The sequence below is a fragment of the Luteimonas suaedae genome, assembly GCF_008312895.1.
Taxonomy (GTDB): domain Bacteria; phylum Pseudomonadota; class Gammaproteobacteria; order Xanthomonadales; family Xanthomonadaceae; genus Luteimonas; species Luteimonas suaedae.
In genome coordinates, this window is record NZ_VSSP01000004.1 from 130766 (window position 1) to 147463 (window position 16698).

Annotated in this window: 20 protein-coding genes; 12 read left to right on the plus strand and 8 right to left on the minus strand. The window is 69.2% G+C overall.

The window, feature by feature from the left end; all coding sequences use genetic code 11:
• Nucleotides 1–22 precede the first annotated feature (22 nt).
• The gene (locus FXO19_RS08280) at nucleotides 23–1039 is read left to right on the plus strand and encodes a glycoside hydrolase family 43 protein (RefSeq protein ID WP_149194607.1); all 1017 of its coding nucleotides are present in this window, start codon (nucleotides 23–25) and stop codon (nucleotides 1037–1039) included.
• Nucleotides 1040–1139: 100 nt separating this feature from the next.
• Here the strand turns inward: FXO19_RS08280 and FXO19_RS08285 are convergent, their stop codons facing one another.
• On the minus strand, nucleotides 1140–1664 hold the full coding sequence (locus tag FXO19_RS08285) for a VOC family protein (RefSeq protein ID WP_223115462.1): 525 nt from the start codon (nucleotides 1662–1664) through the stop codon (nucleotides 1140–1142).
• 264 nt (nucleotides 1665–1928) lie between these two features.
• On the opposite strand from FXO19_RS08285, the gene FXO19_RS08290 reads away from it, so the two are divergent.
• Nucleotides 1929–2663, plus strand: coding sequence for a hypothetical protein (locus FXO19_RS08290; protein WP_149194608.1), 735 nt, complete (start codon nucleotides 1929–1931; stop codon nucleotides 2661–2663).
• Between the two features lie 133 nt (nucleotides 2664–2796).
• Here FXO19_RS08290 and FXO19_RS08295 read toward each other — a convergent pair whose 3' ends face one another.
• From FXO19_RS08295 to FXO19_RS08305, 3 genes are all read right to left on the minus strand, one after another.
• A complete protein-coding gene (locus tag FXO19_RS08295) occupies nucleotides 2797–3678 on the minus strand; it encodes an alpha/beta fold hydrolase (protein WP_149194609.1) in 882 nt (293 codons plus the stop codon).
• A 105-nt stretch (nucleotides 3679–3783) separates the two neighbouring features.
• Nucleotides 3784–4401 (minus strand): glutathione S-transferase family protein, encoded by a 618-nt coding sequence (locus tag FXO19_RS08300; RefSeq protein ID WP_149194610.1) that lies wholly within the window; start codon nucleotides 4399–4401, stop codon nucleotides 3784–3786.
• Nucleotides 4402–4442: 41 nt separating this feature from the next.
• Nucleotides 4443–5927 carry a M20/M25/M40 family metallo-hydrolase gene (locus FXO19_RS08305; RefSeq protein ID WP_149194611.1) on the minus strand — a complete coding sequence of 495 codons (1485 nt, stop codon included), beginning with the start codon at nucleotides 5925–5927 and terminating at the stop codon, nucleotides 4443–4445.
• A gap of 121 nt (nucleotides 5928–6048) precedes the next feature.
• On the opposite strand from FXO19_RS08305, the gene FXO19_RS08310 reads away from it, so the two are divergent.
• The 5 genes from FXO19_RS08310 (at nucleotide 6049) to FXO19_RS08330 (ending at nucleotide 10624) form a co-directional block, all read left to right on the plus strand.
• Complete coding sequence (locus FXO19_RS08310) at nucleotides 6049–6534, plus strand: Lrp/AsnC family transcriptional regulator (protein WP_149194612.1); 486 nt, start codon at nucleotides 6049–6051, stop codon at nucleotides 6532–6534.
• 223 nt (nucleotides 6535–6757) lie between these two features.
• Nucleotides 6758–7831: a pyridoxal-phosphate dependent enzyme gene (locus tag FXO19_RS08315; RefSeq protein WP_149194613.1), complete on the plus strand. Its 1074-nt coding sequence runs from the start codon at nucleotides 6758–6760 to the stop codon at nucleotides 7829–7831.
• Between the two features lie 358 nt (nucleotides 7832–8189).
• Nucleotides 8190–9446: a sensor histidine kinase gene (locus FXO19_RS08320; RefSeq protein ID WP_149194614.1), complete on the plus strand. Its 1257-nt coding sequence runs from the start codon at nucleotides 8190–8192 to the stop codon at nucleotides 9444–9446.
• Nucleotides 9439–10206, plus strand: coding sequence for a LytR/AlgR family response regulator transcription factor (locus tag FXO19_RS08325; RefSeq protein ID WP_149194615.1), 768 nt, complete (start codon nucleotides 9439–9441; stop codon nucleotides 10204–10206). The genes FXO19_RS08320 and FXO19_RS08325 overlap by 8 nt, the downstream gene beginning before the upstream one ends.
• 28 nt (nucleotides 10207–10234) lie before the next feature.
• A complete protein-coding gene (locus tag FXO19_RS08330) occupies nucleotides 10235–10624 on the plus strand; it encodes a hypothetical protein (protein WP_149194616.1) in 390 nt (129 codons plus the stop codon).
• A 31-nt stretch (nucleotides 10625–10655) separates the two neighbouring features.
• Here the strand turns inward: FXO19_RS08330 and FXO19_RS08335 are convergent, their stop codons facing one another.
• Entirely contained in the window at nucleotides 10656–11090 is a 435-nt protein-coding gene (locus FXO19_RS08335) for a hypothetical protein (protein WP_149194617.1), read from the minus strand.
• Between the two features lie 231 nt (nucleotides 11091–11321).
• Between FXO19_RS08335 and FXO19_RS19205 the strand changes: the two genes are divergently transcribed.
• From FXO19_RS19205 to FXO19_RS08350, 4 genes are all read left to right on the plus strand, one after another.
• Nucleotides 11322–11969 carry a hypothetical protein gene (locus FXO19_RS19205; protein WP_187775698.1) on the plus strand — a complete coding sequence of 216 codons (648 nt, stop codon included), beginning with the start codon at nucleotides 11322–11324 and terminating at the stop codon, nucleotides 11967–11969.
• A 143-nt stretch (nucleotides 11970–12112) separates the two neighbouring features.
• Nucleotides 12113–13672, plus strand: a complete 1560-nt coding sequence (locus FXO19_RS19210) for an N-acyl-D-amino-acid deacylase family protein (RefSeq protein WP_187775699.1) — start codon at nucleotides 12113–12115, stop codon at nucleotides 13670–13672.
• 333 nt (nucleotides 13673–14005) lie between these two features.
• Entirely contained in the window at nucleotides 14006–14218 is a 213-nt protein-coding gene (locus FXO19_RS08345; protein WP_149194619.1) for a hypothetical protein, read from the plus strand.
• Between the two features lie 93 nt (nucleotides 14219–14311).
• A complete protein-coding gene (locus FXO19_RS08350) occupies nucleotides 14312–14725 on the plus strand; it encodes an MmcQ/YjbR family DNA-binding protein (RefSeq protein ID WP_149194620.1) in 414 nt (137 codons plus the stop codon).
• A gap of 80 nt (nucleotides 14726–14805) precedes the next feature.
• Here the strand turns inward: FXO19_RS08350 and FXO19_RS08355 are convergent, their stop codons facing one another.
• Entirely contained in the window at nucleotides 14806–15390 is a 585-nt protein-coding gene (locus FXO19_RS08355) for a hypothetical protein (protein ID WP_149194621.1), read from the minus strand.
• Nucleotides 15391–15402: 12 nt separating this feature from the next.
• Complete coding sequence (locus FXO19_RS19215) at nucleotides 15403–15717, minus strand: NIPSNAP family protein (RefSeq protein WP_187775700.1); 315 nt, start codon at nucleotides 15715–15717, stop codon at nucleotides 15403–15405.
• A gap of 76 nt (nucleotides 15718–15793) precedes the next feature.
• Here FXO19_RS19215 and FXO19_RS08365 point away from each other — a divergent pair, with 76 nt between their 5' ends.
• Nucleotides 15794–16165 (plus strand): winged helix-turn-helix transcriptional regulator, encoded by a 372-nt coding sequence (locus tag FXO19_RS08365; RefSeq protein ID WP_149194623.1) that lies wholly within the window; start codon nucleotides 15794–15796, stop codon nucleotides 16163–16165.
• Nucleotides 16166–16198: 33 nt separating this feature from the next.
• Here the strand turns inward: FXO19_RS08365 and FXO19_RS08370 are convergent, their stop codons facing one another.
• A complete protein-coding gene (locus FXO19_RS08370) occupies nucleotides 16199–16576 on the minus strand; it encodes a VOC family protein (RefSeq protein WP_149194624.1) in 378 nt (125 codons plus the stop codon).
• Nucleotides 16577–16698: the final 122 nt, after the last annotated feature.

Consider the following 16698-nt stretch of genomic DNA (forward strand, 5'->3'; position numbering starts at 1 on the left):
CCTACTTTGAACAAGGATCCCCATGTCCGATGAATCGGTGGCCGTCGACCTGCAGGCGCTGGCCGACAAGGCCATTTCACAGCCCCTGTTGACCCACATCTACATCGCCGATCCGTCGGCGCACGTGTTCGAGGGCAGGATCTACATCTACGCCTCCCACGACATCGATGCGGGCGCCGCGTTCAACGACGACGGCAGTCACTTCGGCATGGAGGACTACCACGTACTGCGCATGGATTCACCCGAGGGCGCGGCCATGGACTGCGGCGTCGCGCTGCACGTGAAGAACGTGCCCTGGGCCGAGCGGCAGATGTGGGCGCCGGATGCGGCCTGCCGGGACGGCAAGTACTACCTCTACTTTCCCGCCAAGGATGCCGACGGCATCTTCCGCATCGGCGTGGCCGTGGGCGATCGCCCCGACGGCCCGTTCACGGCCGAGCCCGAACCCATCGAAGGCGGCTACTCCATCGACCCGGGCGTGTTCGCTGACGACGACGGCGAACACTACATGTATTTCGGCGGCATCTGGGGCGGGCAGCTGCAGAACTACCGTGACAACGTCTACGATGCGACCTTCGACGAGCCGGCCGACGACGAACCCGCCCTGGGACCGCGGGTGGCGCGGCTGGACGAGGGCATGAAGCAGTTCGGTGAGGCGTCACGCGAAATCCTGATCCTCGACGAAGCCGGCAGGCCGCTGCGGGCGGGCGACCATGCGCGCCGCTACTTCGAGGGTCCGTGGGTACACAAGCACGAGGGCAGGTACTACCTGTCGTACTCGACCGGAAACACCCATTTCCTGTGCTATGCCGTGGGCGACAACCCCTATGGCCCCTTCACCTACCGCGGGAAGGTCATGACGCCGGTGGTCGGCTGGACCACCCACCATTCCATCTGCGAGTTCCAGGGCAGGTCGTACCTTTTCTACCACGACGCCCTGCTCTCCGGCGGCGTGACCCACCTGCGCTCGGTCAAGGTCACCGAACTGCACTACGACGATGAAGGCAGGATCGTGACCATCCATCCCTACGGCGCTTGATCTTCGCTTCGCCGTCGCGAGCAGGCCGGAGCGACTTGTGGGGTGCTGATGGGTCGGCCGATGACGGCCGCAGGGCGTTCCCTGCGCCGGGAGCGCTCTGTCAGCTGGCTTCGGGCAGGTGCACGACTTCCCAGAGATGGCCGTCCGGATCCTGGAAGTAGCCGGCGTAGCCGCCGTAGAACGTTTTGCCGGCCGGCTTGACGATCACGGCGCCCGCGCGCGCCGCCTGCGCCATTGCCGCGTCCACCTCCGCGTCCGAAGCCACGTTGTGGCCGATGGTGAAGTTGCCGGGTTGGTGCCGGTGCAGCGGCAGTCCGGTGTCGCGGGCGATGCTCGCGTGCGGCCACAGCGCCAGTCTCAGGCCCTCCTGCAGATCGAAGAACACGACCGCGCCGTACTCGAATTCCTGACCGATGATGCCTTTGGTCTCGAAGCCGAGCCCGTCACGATAGAAGGCAAGCGCGCGCTCCAGGCTGGCGACGCCGAGCGTAAGCACGGTGATGCTGGGTTTCATGCGAGTTCTCCGTTGGTGAAAGCAGAGCGCAGGTTCTTCTGACTGCCAAGGAAGATGCGCCGCATCGTTGGTCCGGCCCGTATCGGTTGCGATCATCACCGTTGCAGCCATGCTGGCGGCGGCTCCCTAGCCGGTGTCCACATGCCTGCGTCCCAGGAACCGGCCCTGGTGCCCGGCGCCGCGATTATCGACAGCCCGCCTCGCCGAGGCTACCCGGAACCCAGGGCCATGCCACGCCCGGGAGGATCCGGCGGCGATCGCCGCGGCCGACGTGAGGCGATCGTCCCATGAGTCGCTGGTGACCTTCGCCACATGCGGCCGAAAGCCCGCGACATACACTCGACCTACGACATACAGCAAGGTGGAGCGTGCACCATGGACGTCAAGGCGAACCGATTCCTGGTGGTGTATTCGGGGCTGTTGACCGTGGTATTCGCCGTCACGGTGCTGGCCGGCGCCGCTGGTTTGGGCAAGGCCAGCTTCGAGGAGGTCGACGTGCAGCGGATCAACGTGCGCGAGGCGGACGGCCGCTTGCGGATGGTGATCTCCGGCAATACGCGTGCGCCCGGCGCCTATCTCCATGGCGAGGAGCACCCGCATCCGAACGCAGGCAAGCGGGGAGCCGGCATGTGGTTCCTCAACGACGAGGGCACGGAGAGCGGCGGGCTGTCCCATCAGGGTAAGACGCTTGCGGATGGAAAGAGCGCCGCCACGATGCAGCTGGCTTTCGACCAGTACGACCAGGACCAGACGTTGACCCTCAAGCACGAGGAGTACGACGGCGTGCGTTATACCGGCCTGCGCATCGACGATCGGCCGGACAAGCCGATCGGGGAGTTGGTCGCCGAGGTGGAGCGGGCCCGCGCACTGCCGCAACCGGAGCAGGGCCGGGAGATCGCCAGGCTCGAGGCAGCCTATCCGCGCATCGGCCGGCTGTTCGTGGGCAGGGACGAGCAGCGCGCGTCGCTTCTGGACCTGCGCGATGCCGCAGGCAAGACCCGATTGCGCCTGCGGGTGGCCGCCGATGGTACGGCGAGCATCGCGTTCCTCGACGAGAACGGCGACGTGCAGGGCACGCTGACGCCGGAAGTGCTTGCCGGTTTGCAATAGCGCAAGGCCAGCAGAACGCGCCCGCGCGCCGCCCTCTCCGGCATCGCCGCCGGAATGGGCCTGTACCTGGTCGTCGCTCCGGCCCATGCCGGCCGCGTTCATCGCCGTTGCGGCCGTTCGAGCGGCGCTTGCACTAGCCGGCGTCCACATGCCTGCGTCCCAGGAAATCGCGGACGAGCTTCACCACCTGCGGCAGGTGCGTTTCCAGCAGCCAGTGGCCGCCGTCGTCGAACAGGTGGAGTTCGGCATCGGGCAGGTCGCGCAGCCAGGCGCGCGCGGACGCCGCCGGCATGTAGCCGTCACGCGGTCCCCAGGCGATCAGCGTCGGCGGCCGGTGCTCGCGGAGATAGGCCTGGTAGCGCGGAAACCACGCCAGGTTCTCCTTCAGTCCCTCCATCAGTGCGACACCGATCTCGCGGCGCCTGGTGTCGGTAAGCGCCCAGTGCAGCTTCCACAGGTCGGGCGGAATGCGTGCGGCGACATCGCCCTCGACCTCGTTGAGGAACTCCTCGCGGTAGCCCGTCTCGCTGACTGCCGCCGCCAGCTGCGCGCGCTTGTCCGGCGTGGGCGCGTCGAAGTACGACAGCAGACCGGCGTACTTCGGGCCGAGCACGTCCTCGTAGATGTCGCTGTTCTGCACGATCAGCGCGGCGACGCGTCCGGGGTGGCGCATCGCCAGGCGCAGGCCGATCTGCGAGCCGTAGTCGTGCAGGTAGAGCGCGTAACGCCGCAGCGCCAGGTGCGCGGTGAAGTCTTCAAGGAATCGCGTGTAGCCGGCGAAGTCGTACGCAAAGCCCGTCGGCGTATCGCTGTGGCCGAAGCCGGGGAAGTCCGGCGCCAGCAGCCGCCAGCGATCGCCCAGTGCCGGCATCAGCGCGCGGAACGCGTACGACGAACACGGATAGCCGTGCGGAAGCAGGACGACCGGGCCGTCGGGCGGGCCGCACTCGCGATAGAACACCCGCGTGCCGCTGATGTCGGCGTATTGGTGGCGCACTGTCGCTCGATCGGTCATGCGGTGCTCCGCGCGGTGGGATCGCCGCCGATCGTGCACCGGTACGCGGTAACGCGTCGTCAATGCGAGGTTACCGGCGCATGGGACAGCGCCGCGATGGCGCAGCTAGTCGTGGGTGTTCCCCGATAGCGGTGTCGCCAGCATCGAGGGGCGGGTGCGGAACGCGTCGAACCACGCCGTCAGTCGCGGCCGATTGCTGCGAAAGTCGGGCAGCTCGCGGAACTCCAGCCAGCTCAGCGCCGTGGCCAGGGCGACGTGGCCCACGTGCAGGGGCGCGTCGACGTCGAGTTCGCGTTCGAGCCAGTCGTAGCTGGCGATCAGCTTTTCGATGTAGCCGTCGCGCAGGGGCGGATAGCGCAGCGCCTCGGGACGGCGCACGGTCTCCCAGCGCACGGCGATGCCGGCGTCGCAAAGCCCCTGTGCGATCGCCTGCACCCGCAGCGCCTGCCAGTGGGGTTCGCCGTCCGCGGGCACCAGCCTGCGGCCATCGTGCAGGGTGTCGAGGTAGGCGCAGATGATGTCGGAGTCGAACAGCGGCGAGCGCCCGGGGCGGATCAGCACCGGCACCTTGCCGAGCGGATTTTCGGCGAACACCTGCGCATTGCGCTGCGTCGGGCTGGTCTCGTGATGCACCACCTCGATCCGGTCCGCGAGCCCGGCCTCGTGGGCGAACACCAGGGCCTTGCGCGCGTAGGGGGAATGGGTCTGGTAGAGAAGTTTCATCGCGGTTCCGGTTCAAAGGGACGAGAGCAAACGGATGTGATTCAACTCGATGTGCAGGAAGACCGCTGCGGCGCCGACTGGCGGTGCTGGATCGATGCGTGCGGCCGGGCGGCGGCGGTGGTGCTTGCGTCGTGCAGGACCTGCGCCACCGTCGCGGTGACGCGCTTGGCGGTGGGGATGTGCAGGAACTCGTTCGGGCCGTGGGCGTTGGACTGCGGCCCCAGCACGCCGGTGACCACGAATTGCGCGTCGGGAAAGCGCTCGCCCAGCATCGCCAGGAACGGAATGCCGCCGCCGCCGCCGATGAGCGCGCTGGGGCGGCCGAACACGATGGTCGAGGCCCGGTCCAGGGTCGCCTGCAGCCAGGGGGCGACCGGCGGCGCATGCCAGCCCTGCGACACCATGTCGACGCGGAAGCTCGCTTCGCAGCCATAGGGCGGGTCGGACTCCAATAGCGTCTTGAGCTGTTCTGCGGCGACCTGTGGATCCAGCGTGGGAGGCAGCCGCAGGCTGAGTTTCAGCAAGGTCGCCGGCTGCATGACCGCGGCCGCGTTCGCCACGCCGGGCAATCCGTCGATGCCGATCACGGCCAGCTGCGGACGCCAGGCGCGGTTGAGGAGCAGCGTCCCGGCGTCGTCGGTGACCGGCTTCGTCGCGCCATGCAATGGCAGTTGCCGGTGGACGTTGGCGCCAAGGGCGGCACCGGCCTGCGCGGCCTGCGCCCTGCGCGCTTCGGGAATGGCGACGTGGAACGACGGCACGATCTCGCCGCTGACGGGGTCTTCGATCCGCGACAGCAACAGCCGTGCGATCCGGAAACTCGAGGGCACCACGCCGGACGCGTCGCCGGAATGCATGCCCTCGTCGAGCACCCGCACGGTCAGGGTGCCGGCGACCTGGCCGCGCAGGGAAGTGGTCAACCACAGCTGGTCGTAGTTGCCGCAGTTCGCGTCCAGCACCACGAGCACCGCCGGCGCACCGAGCCGCGGCGCGAGCTGGTCGATGTAGTGGGGAAGGTCGGCGCTGCCGGATTCCTCGCAGGCCTCGATCAGGATCGTGCAGCGTGCATGCGCCAGGCCCTGCTCGCGCAGCGCCAGCACGGCGGTGATCGCGCTGAAGATCGCATAGCCGTCGTCGGCGCCGCCGCGGCCGTACAGCCGGTCGCCCTCCAGCGTCGGCCACCACGCGCCGCGGCCGGGCGTCCAGCCCTTCATGGGCGGCTGCTTGTCGAGGTGCCCGTAGACGAGCACGGGCGCCGACGTCGCGTCGCCAGGGATGTCGACGAAGATCACCGGCGTGCGTCCGGGCAGCCGGATCACTTCCACCGATGCGCCCGGCAGGTCGCCGAGCTTGTCCCGTGCCCAGTCCATCATCAGCTCGACCGCGCGGTCCAAGTGGCCGTTGGCCTGCCACTGCGGATCGAAGGCGGGCGATTCGCAGGGAATGGCGATGTAGTCGAACAGGGCCGGCGTGACGTCGGCATCCCAGGTGCGGGCGATCGTGTCGAGCAGCTTGTCGGTGTCCATGGACTCGGCTTCGTGCAGGGGCCTAGAATCCTAGGGGCGGTCGTCGTCCGTTTGGCCGCGCAGATCGATGTCTCCGCGCCGTTTCGCCGCGTTGTTTCTCCACTGACGGAAGCGTTCACCGATGGAACTGGATCGTTTCGACCGTCAGCTGCTCAACCTGGTTCAGGAAGACGCGGGCCGGACCTCGGAGCAGCTGGCCGAACAGGTCGCGCTGTCGCCTTCCGCCATCCAGCGCCGGCTGCGGCGCCTGCGCGAGCAAGGCGTGATCGCACGCGACATCGCGGTCGTCGATCCCGGGAAGGTGGGGCGGACCACGCTCTTCATCGTTTCGCTGCAGGTCGAGCGCGAGCGCCCCGAGCTGTTGTCGCAACTGCGCAGCTGGCTGGCGGCGCAGGCGCACATCCAGCAGGTCTTCTACGTGACCGGAGAGGCCGACTTCGTCCTCGTCATCAGCGCGCCGGACACCGAAACCTACGAGGCGCTGATGTCGCGCATCGTCGGCGAACATCCCAACGTCAAACGCTTCACCACCAATGTCGCCATGAGCGTGGTCAAGCGCGGGCTGACCATTCCCGTGCCGCCGGATTCCGGCGGGCAGGAGACCTAGGGGAAGGTCTCGACGTCCATGGATTCCCGCCTTCGCGGGAATGACGGTACCCAAGCAAGCGTCATTCGCTGAAGGCGCTTCTTTGCGTCCTTTGCGGACATGGGCTCCTTGGCGGAGATTCGGGCAGTTTTACCGCCGACGCAGCACGTGAGGCGCCGATTTCCCGCATCGCGCGCTTCTTTTTTGCGGTGAGGCGGCAGGCCCCGCATGACAAGCTGGCGGCATGTCACGATCACTGCATTCACCGCCACTCGCCGATCCCGCCGAGTGGCCCGAGTACCGGCGCACCCGGCTGGTCGAACTTCCCCGCCTGGCGCGACTGGCCGGCGTCGGCCGCGTGTTCGTGAAGGCGGAGTGGGAGCGGAGCCTCGGCAACTTCAAATCGCTCGGCGGCATGCTCGCCGGGCTGCGTGCGCTGGCACGGGCCATGGGTGCAGGTTCGGTCCGGGAGCTGCGCGCCGCCGGTGCTTCCGGCGCGAGGCTCCCGCGGCTGGTCTGCGCCAGCGACGGCAATCATGGCCTTGCGGTCGCGGCCGCCGCGGCGCGCGCCGGTGCGGGTTCGCGCATCTACCTGCCCGAGGCCGTCGCCGGGACCCGGGCCGACCGGATCGAGGCGCTGGGCGGCGAGGTGGTTCGCGTGTCCGGGACCTACGACGACGCGGTGTCCGCCGCCATGGCGGCGGCATCCGGTGGAGGTGGACTGCTGGTTGCGGACACCTCCGCCGATGTGCACGACCAGGTGGTCGGCGACGTGATGGCGGGCTATGCGGTGATGACCGGCGAGATCGCCGCGCAGTTGCGCGAGCATGCGGGCGCGCGGCCGACCCACCTGTTCGTCCAGGCCGGCGTGGGTGGACTTGCCGCCGCAATGGCAAAGGGGCTTCACGGCCTGATGCGGGCGCCCGGCAGGCTGCTGGTGGTCGAGCCCAAGGCGGCCGACTGCGTCTCGCGCGCACTCTCGGCGGGTACCCCGGTACGGATCGCCGGCGACCTGCACACGTGCGCCGACATGCTGTCCTGCGGGCTGGCGTCCGCGCCGGCGCTGGAGGTGCTGCTCCGGCACGCGGCCGAGTCCGTGCTGGTCGGCGAGGCAAGCTTGCGCGACGCCGTGGATGTCCTGCGCGATACGGGCGGCGTGGAGACGACGCCGTCGGGGGCCGCGGGGCTCGCCGGGCTGCTGGCGGTCGCCTCGCACCCCGTGCTCCGCCAACGACACCGACTGGACGCGGACAGCCATGTGCTGCTGGTGGTGACCGAAGGCGCGATCACGACGTCCCGGACGGGACCGGCCGGATAGGATGCGGCGCCGGCGCGCAGTTGCCCGCATCCATGCCCCGCGTCTCATCCGTAGGAGCGCGCCATGCGCGCGAGGCCGCGGGGATTACGCCGCCCGCGAATTCCGGCGAGCGGCGCGCCTGCCGGTCCGGAATCGCGGCATCCACCGGATCCTGCAGGCACCCGCGGCATCGCGCGCATGGCGCGCTCCTACGGGGGCAGGCAACCCGCGGGGACCGGGTTTTCGCCCGACGTCATTCGGCTTCCGGGCCGCGATCATGGGCGTCCGTCGGCGCGGCGGACGGTTTCGTCGCAACGGGCGCCACGGCGCGGGCGCGCCTCGCTATGCTCGTCCCATCCACAGACCACCCGCCGCCGAGATGTCCACGTTCTCCTTCGTATTCCGCCATGTTCTGGGTTGGTGCGTGTTCTACCTGGCGGCGCTGATCGTCTGGTCGAACCTGGGCCTGCCGGAGTTCATCGTGCTGCTGCTTGCGATGGTGACCCTGGCGTTCGTGATCCCGGACGCGATCTCGCACGTGTACCGCGTGCGGATGATCATCGGCCAGCCCGCGCCGGAGCATCTGCGCAATCGCCAGCGACGCCAGGTGGAGGTGCCGTTCGCCGCGGGCGAGGCCTTCGACCTGGTCGACGCCGCGCTGCGCGAGCTGCCCAACGTCGGCGACATCGAATCGGCGCGCGACAGCCTGCGTGTGCATGCCGGCGTGCAGCGCACCGGCCCGTACGGCGAGCAGGGCCGCTTCGATCCGATGGGCTGGATCGACCGTTGGCTCGGCGGCCGGCGCGACGTGGTTACCGCGACGGTGCACCCGAACGGCGACACCTCCACCATCACCCTGGCCTGCGAACCGGAGAGCGCGGCCTGGACCGACTGGCTGCGCGTCGACCACGGCAGCAACCTGGAGACCGCCGAGGCGATCACCCGCGCGATCACGCGACGCGTCGGTGCCCAGCGCCGCGGCGAGCAGGCCGCCGCGCACCGCACCGCCAGCGCCAAGGAGCTGAGCGAGGCCAGGCTGAGCCTGCTGCATGCGCAGGTCGAACCGCATTTCCTCTACAACACGCTGGCCAGCGCCCAACTGCTCACCCGCAGCGATCCGGCGCGCGCCGACCAGATGCTCGGCCACCTCATCGAGTACCTGCGCCGTTCGCTGCCGCGCACGCTGCAGGGGCAGTCCACCCTGGGCGAGGAGCTCGAGCGCGCCAACGCCTGGCTGGAGATCATGAAGTTCCGCATGGGCGGGCGCCTGGCCACGCAGATCGACGTGCCCGAGGCGCTGCTGGCGGTGCCGTTCCCGGCGATGATGCTGCAGACCCTGGTGGAGAACGCGATCAAGCACGGGCTCGAGCCCAAGCCGGGCGACGGCACGGTGTGGATCCGTGCCCGCGACAGCGACGGCCGGGTGGCGGTGACCGTGGCCGACGACGGCCGCGGCTTCTCCAGCGAAAGCGCCGGCACCGGCATCGGCCTGCGCAACGTGCGCGAGCGCCTGCGCCTGACGTACGGCGACGCCGCCGGCCTGCGCATCGCCACCAACTTTCCGTCCGGCGTCGCCGCTACGGTCACCGTGCCGGCGCAGCCGGCGCACGGCCACCGGGAGCCGGCCCATGCCTAGCTGCGTGATCGCCGAAGACGAAGACCTGCTGCGTGCCGCGTTGGCCTCGCTGCTGGCCGATGCCTGGCCCGGACTCGAGATCGTCGCCCAGTGCGAGGACGGCGGCAGCGCGCTCGAGGCCATCGGCACGCACGCGCCGGACTACGCCTTCCTCGACATCCGCATGCCGGGACTGACCGGGCTGGAGGTCGCGGCCGCGGCGGCCGAGTCCAACCCGGCCACGCGCGTGGTGTTCGTGACCGCCTACGACCAGTACGCGCTGGACGCGTTCGAGCGCGGCGCGGTCGACTACCTGCTCAAGCCGGTGACGGGCGAACGGCTGGACGCGACCATCCGCCGGCTGCAGGCGCGCAGCGCCGACGCCCATCCCGACGCCGCGACGCTGGAGGTGCTGTTGCGCCAGCTGCAGGCGCAACCGCGTCCGGACGCGCCGGAGCCGCTGTCGTGGATCACCGCCAGCCACGGCCGCGAGACGCGCCTGATCCTGGTCGAGGACGTGCTGTATTTCCGTGCCGACAACAAGTACACCGTCGCGGTCACCGCCGAGGGCGAGGCGCTGTTGCGCACGCCGGTGCGCGAACTGCTGGCGGTGCTCGATCCGGCGGTGTTCAAGCAGGTGCACCGGGCCACCATCGTCAACATCAAGGCGATCGCGGCGGTCGTGCGCGAGGACGGCGGCCGCGGCCTGCTGCGCCTGCGCGGCCGCGACGAAACGCTGCCGGTCAGCCAACCGTTCATGCCGCTGTTCCGCAACATGTGACATGCGTTACGCACCGGGAGGAACCATCATGCTGCGTCTCATCGTTCCGATTGCCTGCCTGCTGCTGGCCGGCTGCAAGTTCGAGGCCGGCCTCACCACGGTCAACCAGCTCTCGATCGAGGGCCGGGCGGTGAACGCCACGCGTTCGACGGTGACCGGCGGCGAGGGCGAGTTCGAATGCCTGCGCAGCGTCAGCGGTCGTTGCCATTACGTGCTGTTCGTCGACGATTGCGTCGCCGATGCGGCCGCCGATGCGGCCGGCGATGCGGCCGGCGGATGCGGCACGCGGGTAGTGCACACATTCACCCTGTCCGCCGGCGAGCGCCAGCACCTAGAACAGCTGCCGCGCGGGCTGCGGCAATGCGTCGACCACGACGTGCCGCCGGTGGCGCCGGACTGCGCAGGCGCTTCGAGCTGACCGCCGTGCCCGCGCGCCAGGCGGCGGGCGCTCAGAAGATCTGCGCCCAGCGGATGTCGCCCGGCGGCGGCACCGCACCGGCGACCGGGTCGGAATGGCCGAAGATGCGGGTGCCGTCCCAGACGTCGTTCTGCTCGGCCAGCAGCCGCACCGCCGCGGCGAACTCGGCGATGCCGGGGCCGCAGGTGGAGATGTAGACCGCCGCCGGGAACGCGCCGCCGGCCATGTTGCCCTGGATCAGTGCGAGGAACGCGGCGGCGCCGATGTCGATGGTGCCGGGTGCCGCATTGCCGATCTCGGTGCCGTTGCCATGGGCGATCACGACCAGGGTGATCCCGCCGGGCAGGCCGAGATTGCAGGGGGATACCTGCGGCCAGCCGTAGCGCGCGGCGATCGGGTGCCAGGCGGGCGCAAGCGGCGTGGCGGTGATGTCGGGATCGGTGCTCATTTCGAAGACGATGGTCATGGCGGGCTCCGTGGAAGTGGGCGCGGTCGCGCCTGCCCCTGTTCGAACGTCGCCGGAGGCAGGGCGTGAAGCACGCGGCGCTCCGTGGTGGGCCTTGCGGTCCCGCGTTGGCGGCACGTCCGCTGCGGGTGTACGGCACCGCGATTCACGCGATGCGCCGGGGTGCGTTTGCGGAGGAGGGCACGCGTCGTCCGCGCGCCGCCGATTCCGGCCAGCAACCAGGAGAGCATCGTGACGATCACCGTGTATCGCGTGGATGGACGCAGTCCCGAGGACATCAGGGACGCGGGAGGATTTCAGCCGAAGGGTCTGCACCTGGACCTGTCCGTCGCGCGGGAACTGGTCGTCCGCGCGACGCTCGACGCCACCGCCGCGGTCCACCTGCCGCCCGGTCGCGGCCAGTCGATCCGGGACTGGCTGGGCGCGATGGGATCCAACCTCATCAGCATCAACGATCTGTACGTGAAGGTGCAGTCCTTCGGAAAGGACATCGACGCCTTCCAGGTGTCGACCGAACGCGGCGAGGGCGGCGGCGGGCAGGGCGGCGGCGGCAACGTCTACCGGATCGACTGCCCCACGCCGCTCTACCAGTGGAGCTCGCAGGGATTCGGGAACACGTCGGTGCCCACGGTGGTCAATGGCGACCAGGACCTGTCCAGGAGCCAGGTCAACCGCTGCCTGCTCACCAACACCGCGGTCAATGCCGCCCACAATCCACGGGCGTGGGATGCGCGCGAGTCGGTCAATCTCGCCAGCATCATCGCCCTGTCCAGCTACAGTCCCACCTGCTCGGAAATCGCGTTCCTCAACGCCATTCCCTATGCCTGGATTTCTCGGTACAGGAGCAATGCCGGGAGCTGGAACCCGATGCCTGCATAAGGTTCGCGAATACCCGCGCCGCAAGGCCGTATCCCGCCGCCGCAGGAATGCAGGGCGTCCGGCCCGCGCCGCCCGCCGCGCCGTCCTTGGAGCAGGTCGCTCACGCTCGCATACTGGCGTGCCTTCCGACGGGATTCGCCGCCATGACGCAATCGACCTGGTCCAGACGCGAGGTCCTCGCCGCGATGGCCGCCGGCGCCGTCTGCGGGCTGGCGCCGGCCATCGGCCGCTCCGGATCCGCCGGCCTGCTGTTGCAGGACGTGCTGCTGGTGGACGGCACCGGCGCACCCGGACGCCGGGCCGACGTGCTGGTGCAGGGCGACAGGATCGAGCGCATCGGACGCATCGCCACCGGGTCGGCACGCGGCGCGCGGATCATCGAGGGCGGTGGCCGGGTGCTGGCGCCGGGTTTCATCGACACCCACACCCACGGCGATCCGCTGCGCGACGACTACGCCGGCTTCCTGGCGATGGGCGTGACCACGATCGTGCTCGGCCAGGACGGCGGCAGCCCCGCGCTGCCCGAAGGCGAGGCCAGCGGGCTGCCGGCGTGGCTGGATGCGGTCGAGGGCGCCGCGATCGACGTCAACGTGGCCACCCTGTCCGGCCATGGCGCGCTGCGCCGGCAGGCGCGCATCGACGATGAGACCCGGCGGCCATCCGACGCCGAACTGGAGCGGATGCGCGCGCTGCTGGAGGCCGACCTGCGCGCCGGATCGCATGGGCTGTCCACCGGACTGGAATACGTCCCGGGCCTCTATGCCGAGTTGCGCGAGCTGGCGGCGCTGGGCGCCACCGTCGCCCGCCACGACGGTGTGGCGATGAGCCACATGCGCTCGGAGGACGACGACAAGGTGCGGCAGTCGATCGAGGAGCACATCGCCGCCAGCCAGCCCGCGCGCACCCACATCTCGCACCTGAAGATGATGTACGCCAAGGGCGAGGCGCCGGCGGAATCGCTGCTCGCCTTCCTGCACGACAAGCGCCGCGCCGGCATTCCGCTCACCGCCGACGCATACCCCTACACCGCCGGCTACACCGGCATCGCGATCCTGTTCCCCGAATGGGCGCTGCCGCCCGCCGACTACGCCGCGGTGCGAGCCGCGCGCGGCGACGAACTGGCCGCCTACCTGGAAGCGCGGGTGGCGCGGCGCGGCGGTCCCGATGCGCTGCTGTTCGGCAGCGCGCCGCACGCCGGCAAGACCCTGGCGCAGGCGGCCGCGGCGACGGACGCAGGTGTCATCGACTTCCTGATCGCACTGGGCCCGGGCGGCGGCTCCGGCGCACACTTCACCATGGACGAGGCGCTGCAGTCGCGGTTGCTGCTCGATCCGATCGTTGGTATCTGCACCGACGGCGCGCCCGGCATGCGCCACCCGCGCGCCACCGGCACCTATGCCAAATGGATCGGCGAATACGCCGGCGCCGGGAAGTTGCCGCTGGAGGAGGCGGTGCGCAAGGCGACCGGGCTGCCGGCTTCGGTGATGGGGTTCGCCGACCGCGGCGTGATCCGCCCAGGCGCCAGGGCGGACCTGGTGCTGTTCGATCCGGCGCGGGTGCGCGCGCGTTCGGACTACGTCGATCCGTTCGCGCGGGCGGAGGGCTTCGACCTGGTGGTGGCGAACGGCAGGCCGGCGTTCGAGAACGGCGAGCGCGTGGGCAAGGCCGGCCGATTGCTGCGGCGGGGTGCGGACGCGCGATAGCGGTCGGGTGCGAGTCGTCGACCCGATCCTGTTTTCGTCGCCGGTGGGTTGCGTTGTCGCGTCTCGCATGCCTGCACGTGGTTTCGCTCGTTCGGGACTGCAGCGGGGAACCGGGCAGCCGGGCCGTTTCGCGTGACGTAGGGTTTTTCCTACACCGTCTCGCGGCACATGCCGACTGTGCCGCCGTCCCCGGTTGGCCATTCTGTGCGGGCCCCGGCAGCACGGCCCATGCACAGGCAACGGATGCCGCTCCGCAACGGAATCCCGGCCGCGACCTTGAGCAAGTCTTCCGCTGGGCCGGGGCGCTTTTTTTTTCGGTTGGAGCTCGCAGAGATGGCCACGTCTTCGTTGCAGCTGGTGAAGTCCTGCGGCGGTTGGCAACTGCTCGACGGCGGCAAGCCGGTCCTGTGGTTTCCCGAGCGCGACAAGGGCCTGGAGATCGCCACGATCATGGCCGATGCCCGCAACCTCTATCACGGCCGGCCCACGACGGTCGAAGCGCAGAACGACGACGGTGAGTTCGAGGTGGTCGCCGCATTCGCGTGACCGTTGCCGGAGGGATGAGGCTGGCCTGCCGCCCGCGTGCCGCCACCTCCCGATTTTCGTAGACTGCGCGGACTTCCCGAGCCGGAGTCGCGGATGACCGGCCACGCGGGCGTCCCGCCCGAAATCATCGCCAGGCTCGGATCGATCTGCCTTGGATTGCCCGAGGTTCGTGAGGAGCCAGCGTGGACGGGAACGCGCTGGACCATCCGCAAGAAAAACTTCGCGCACGTGGTGATGATCGATGCGGGCTGGCCGCCGGCCTATGCCCGGGCGGTCGGTTCGGATGGCCCGGTCCTGGTGCTGACCTTCCGGCTGCCGGCGCACAGGTTGCACGCGCGCAGGTTCACGCGGCCTCCGTTCTTCCGGCCGGTGTGGTTTCCGGACATCGCCGGCATGACCCTCGGCGAGCGGGTGGATTGGGACGAGGTCGCGGACCTGCTGACCGAGAGCTACTGCATTCTGGCGCCGAAGAAGCTGGCCGGACTGGTCGACCGGCCGGCCCCGTAAGAGCGCGCCATGCGCGCGATGCCGGCGCGGGTCGGGATCGCGGCGGTGATCAAGATCCGCGGGCCGTAAGACTCGCCGATCTAGGGAGCGTTCGGCGCCCGCCGGGTATCGGTCGCGATCCAGTTCACTTCCCAGGTCCTGCCGCCATCGACCGAAAACGCCTGCTCGAAGTGGCATGAATCCTTGGTGATGTCGGAGATCACGAAACGGACGAGGATGACGCGGCCGTTGATGGTCTCCTGGCCGTAGAACTCCCCGCGGCCGTCGCGAAAGGCGCCGGTGACCGGACCGGTCAACTCGCCGTCGGCGATGTTGGCGTAGTGGATGCGCCACTGCCGTGCTTGCGGGTCGTAAAGGCGCAATGCAACGCCTTCGATACGCCCGCTCTCGCCTTCGACCTCCAGTTCGGCAGTGTTGGCGCGGCCGTCCAGGAGCTTGCGGACGGTCGTCGTGCCCTCGTACTCCACCCACGCCGTAGCGCCGCTCAACGGATTCTGCAGCCGCTTGATATGGGTGGTCCAGGTGCCGAATTCGAAGTCGAAATCATGCTGCCCGTCACGCTCGGCGACGGGCAATGGTGCTTTCTCCTGGTTCTGGCTCGCGCCCGGGAGCGGCAACGCGAGGACAAGGCCGCACAGGAGGAGGAAGTACAGGTGCCTGGACATGTGCGCGATCTCTCACCAGTGGATCAGGTTGTCGGGGTCGTCTACCGTGACGGCGTCGTAGTGCTCCAGCATCGGCATGAGCACGGGTTCCAGTTCACGCTTCCACGGATCGCCGTCGTAGAACTCGGCTTTCATCCGTTCACGCGATGCAAGGTCCGGAAAGCCGCGCATGAAGAAGAACGTGTCCGGATCCTCGACGGCAGGGAACGGCCCCAGGATGCGCATGCCCAGCGCCACGTGTTCCGGCACCGTCCTGGCGCGGAAGATTTCGAGAAACCGCGGGCGCATGCCGGGCTTCGTCCTGTAGGTGCGCATTTCGATGATCATGCTAGGCTCCAGCGACATCCTCGCGCTGCCGAGGCGCGCAGCGCAAGGACGCACCTCCGGGTAACCGGGAGACGACATGGTCATTTCTCCTGCCACCGAAACGCCGCCGGTCGCCGGCTCGACCGACTGTCCGCTCACCGCCGCGCTGCATGCGATCGGCGGCAAATGGAGCCTGATCTGCCTGTACTGGCTGGACTCGGGCACGCGCCGGTTCAACGAACTGCGCCGGCTCATGCCCGACATCTCGCACAAGGTGCTGGCCGAGACGCTCCGTCACCTGGAGCAGGAGGGCCTGGTTCGCCGCACCGTGCATTCGCAGGCGCCGTCGCATGTCGAATACACGCTCTCGATGCACGGCGAGTCGGTCAGGCCGCTCATCCATGCCGTCCGCCTCTGGGGCCGGGAGCATCTGGCGCGGAAGCACGCCTACGACGCGGCGGCGTCTTGAACCATCGCCGGTGATCGCGTCGTCGATGCGCGCTTACAGCTCCTGGATCAGGGCGAGGATGTTGCCCTCGGTATCCTTGAACCAGGCGGCCTTGGCGCCGCCCGCGTTGACGATATCGCCGTCGACCTGCGCGTCCGGCATCTCGTAGTGCTCGAAGCGCACGCCGCGGGCCTTGAGCTCGGCGACTTCGTGTGCAATGTCGTCGACCTGCCAGAACGCCTGGCTCGCCTTCGAGGTACCGGCGTTGGTCGTCGGATAAAGGAAGCAGGCGGTGCCCTTGCCGAACGTATAGGTGACACCGCCGCCCAATTCCTTGCCGGGGACGAATCCGAGCTTGCCTTCGTAGAATTCGCGTGCCCGGGCGACGTCGGCGGCCGGTAGGTAGGCGTACATCGGGTTGTTCTGCAGCATGGGGGCTCCTCCTGTCTGGGAATGACGACCGCCCGCGGCCGCCGGACGCTCACGAATGCGACGAACGGGCGGCGCCGGGATCGACATGTTGGACGGACACCCGTGAACGGCGCGGTGCTGCC

Excerpts from the sequence above, each read along its gene's own strand:
- FXO19_RS08320 (WP_149194614.1), top strand. The coding sequence starts at position 8,190 with ATGTCCACGTTCTCCTTCGTATTCCGCCATGTTCTGGGTTGGTGCGTG.
- FXO19_RS08285 (WP_223115462.1), bottom strand. The coding sequence starts at position 1,664 with ATGGCTGCAACGGTGATGATCGCAACCGATACGGGCCGGACCAACGAT.
- FXO19_RS19215 (WP_187775700.1), bottom strand. The coding sequence starts at position 15,717 with ATGATCATCGAAATGCGCACCTACAGGACGAAGCCCGGCATGCGCCCG.
- FXO19_RS08310 (WP_149194612.1), top strand. The coding sequence starts at position 6,049 with ATGGAACTGGATCGTTTCGACCGTCAGCTGCTCAACCTGGTTCAGGAA.
- FXO19_RS08370 (WP_149194624.1), bottom strand. The coding sequence starts at position 16,576 with ATGCTGCAGAACAACCCGATGTACGCCTACCTACCGGCCGCCGACGTC.
- FXO19_RS19210 (WP_187775699.1), top strand. The coding sequence starts at position 12,113 with ATGACGCAATCGACCTGGTCCAGACGCGAGGTCCTCGCCGCGATGGCC.
- FXO19_RS08305 (WP_149194611.1), bottom strand. The coding sequence starts at position 5,927 with ATGGACACCGACAAGCTGCTCGACACGATCGCCCGCACCTGGGATGCC.
- FXO19_RS08335 (WP_149194617.1), bottom strand. The coding sequence starts at position 11,090 with ATGACCATCGTCTTCGAAATGAGCACCGATCCCGACATCACCGCCACG.
- FXO19_RS08295 (WP_149194609.1), bottom strand. The coding sequence starts at position 3,678 with ATGACCGATCGAGCGACAGTGCGCCACCAATACGCCGACATCAGCGGC.
- FXO19_RS08325 (WP_149194615.1), top strand. The coding sequence starts at position 9,439 with ATGCCTAGCTGCGTGATCGCCGAAGACGAAGACCTGCTGCGTGCCGCG.
- FXO19_RS08315 (WP_149194613.1), top strand. The coding sequence starts at position 6,758 with ATGTCACGATCACTGCATTCACCGCCACTCGCCGATCCCGCCGAGTGG.
- FXO19_RS08300 (WP_149194610.1), bottom strand. The coding sequence starts at position 4,401 with ATGAAACTTCTCTACCAGACCCATTCCCCCTACGCGCGCAAGGCCCTG.
- FXO19_RS08365 (WP_149194623.1), top strand. The coding sequence starts at position 15,794 with ATGGTCATTTCTCCTGCCACCGAAACGCCGCCGGTCGCCGGCTCGACC.
- FXO19_RS08355 (WP_149194621.1), bottom strand. The coding sequence starts at position 15,390 with ATGTCCAGGCACCTGTACTTCCTCCTCCTGTGCGGCCTTGTCCTCGCG.
- FXO19_RS08350 (WP_149194620.1), top strand. The coding sequence starts at position 14,312 with ATGACCGGCCACGCGGGCGTCCCGCCCGAAATCATCGCCAGGCTCGGA.
- FXO19_RS08330 (WP_149194616.1), top strand. The coding sequence starts at position 10,235 with ATGCTGCGTCTCATCGTTCCGATTGCCTGCCTGCTGCTGGCCGGCTGC.
- FXO19_RS08345 (WP_149194619.1), top strand. The coding sequence starts at position 14,006 with ATGGCCACGTCTTCGTTGCAGCTGGTGAAGTCCTGCGGCGGTTGGCAA.
- FXO19_RS08280 (WP_149194607.1), top strand. The coding sequence starts at position 23 with ATGTCCGATGAATCGGTGGCCGTCGACCTGCAGGCGCTGGCCGACAAG.
- FXO19_RS08290 (WP_149194608.1), top strand. The coding sequence starts at position 1,929 with ATGGACGTCAAGGCGAACCGATTCCTGGTGGTGTATTCGGGGCTGTTG.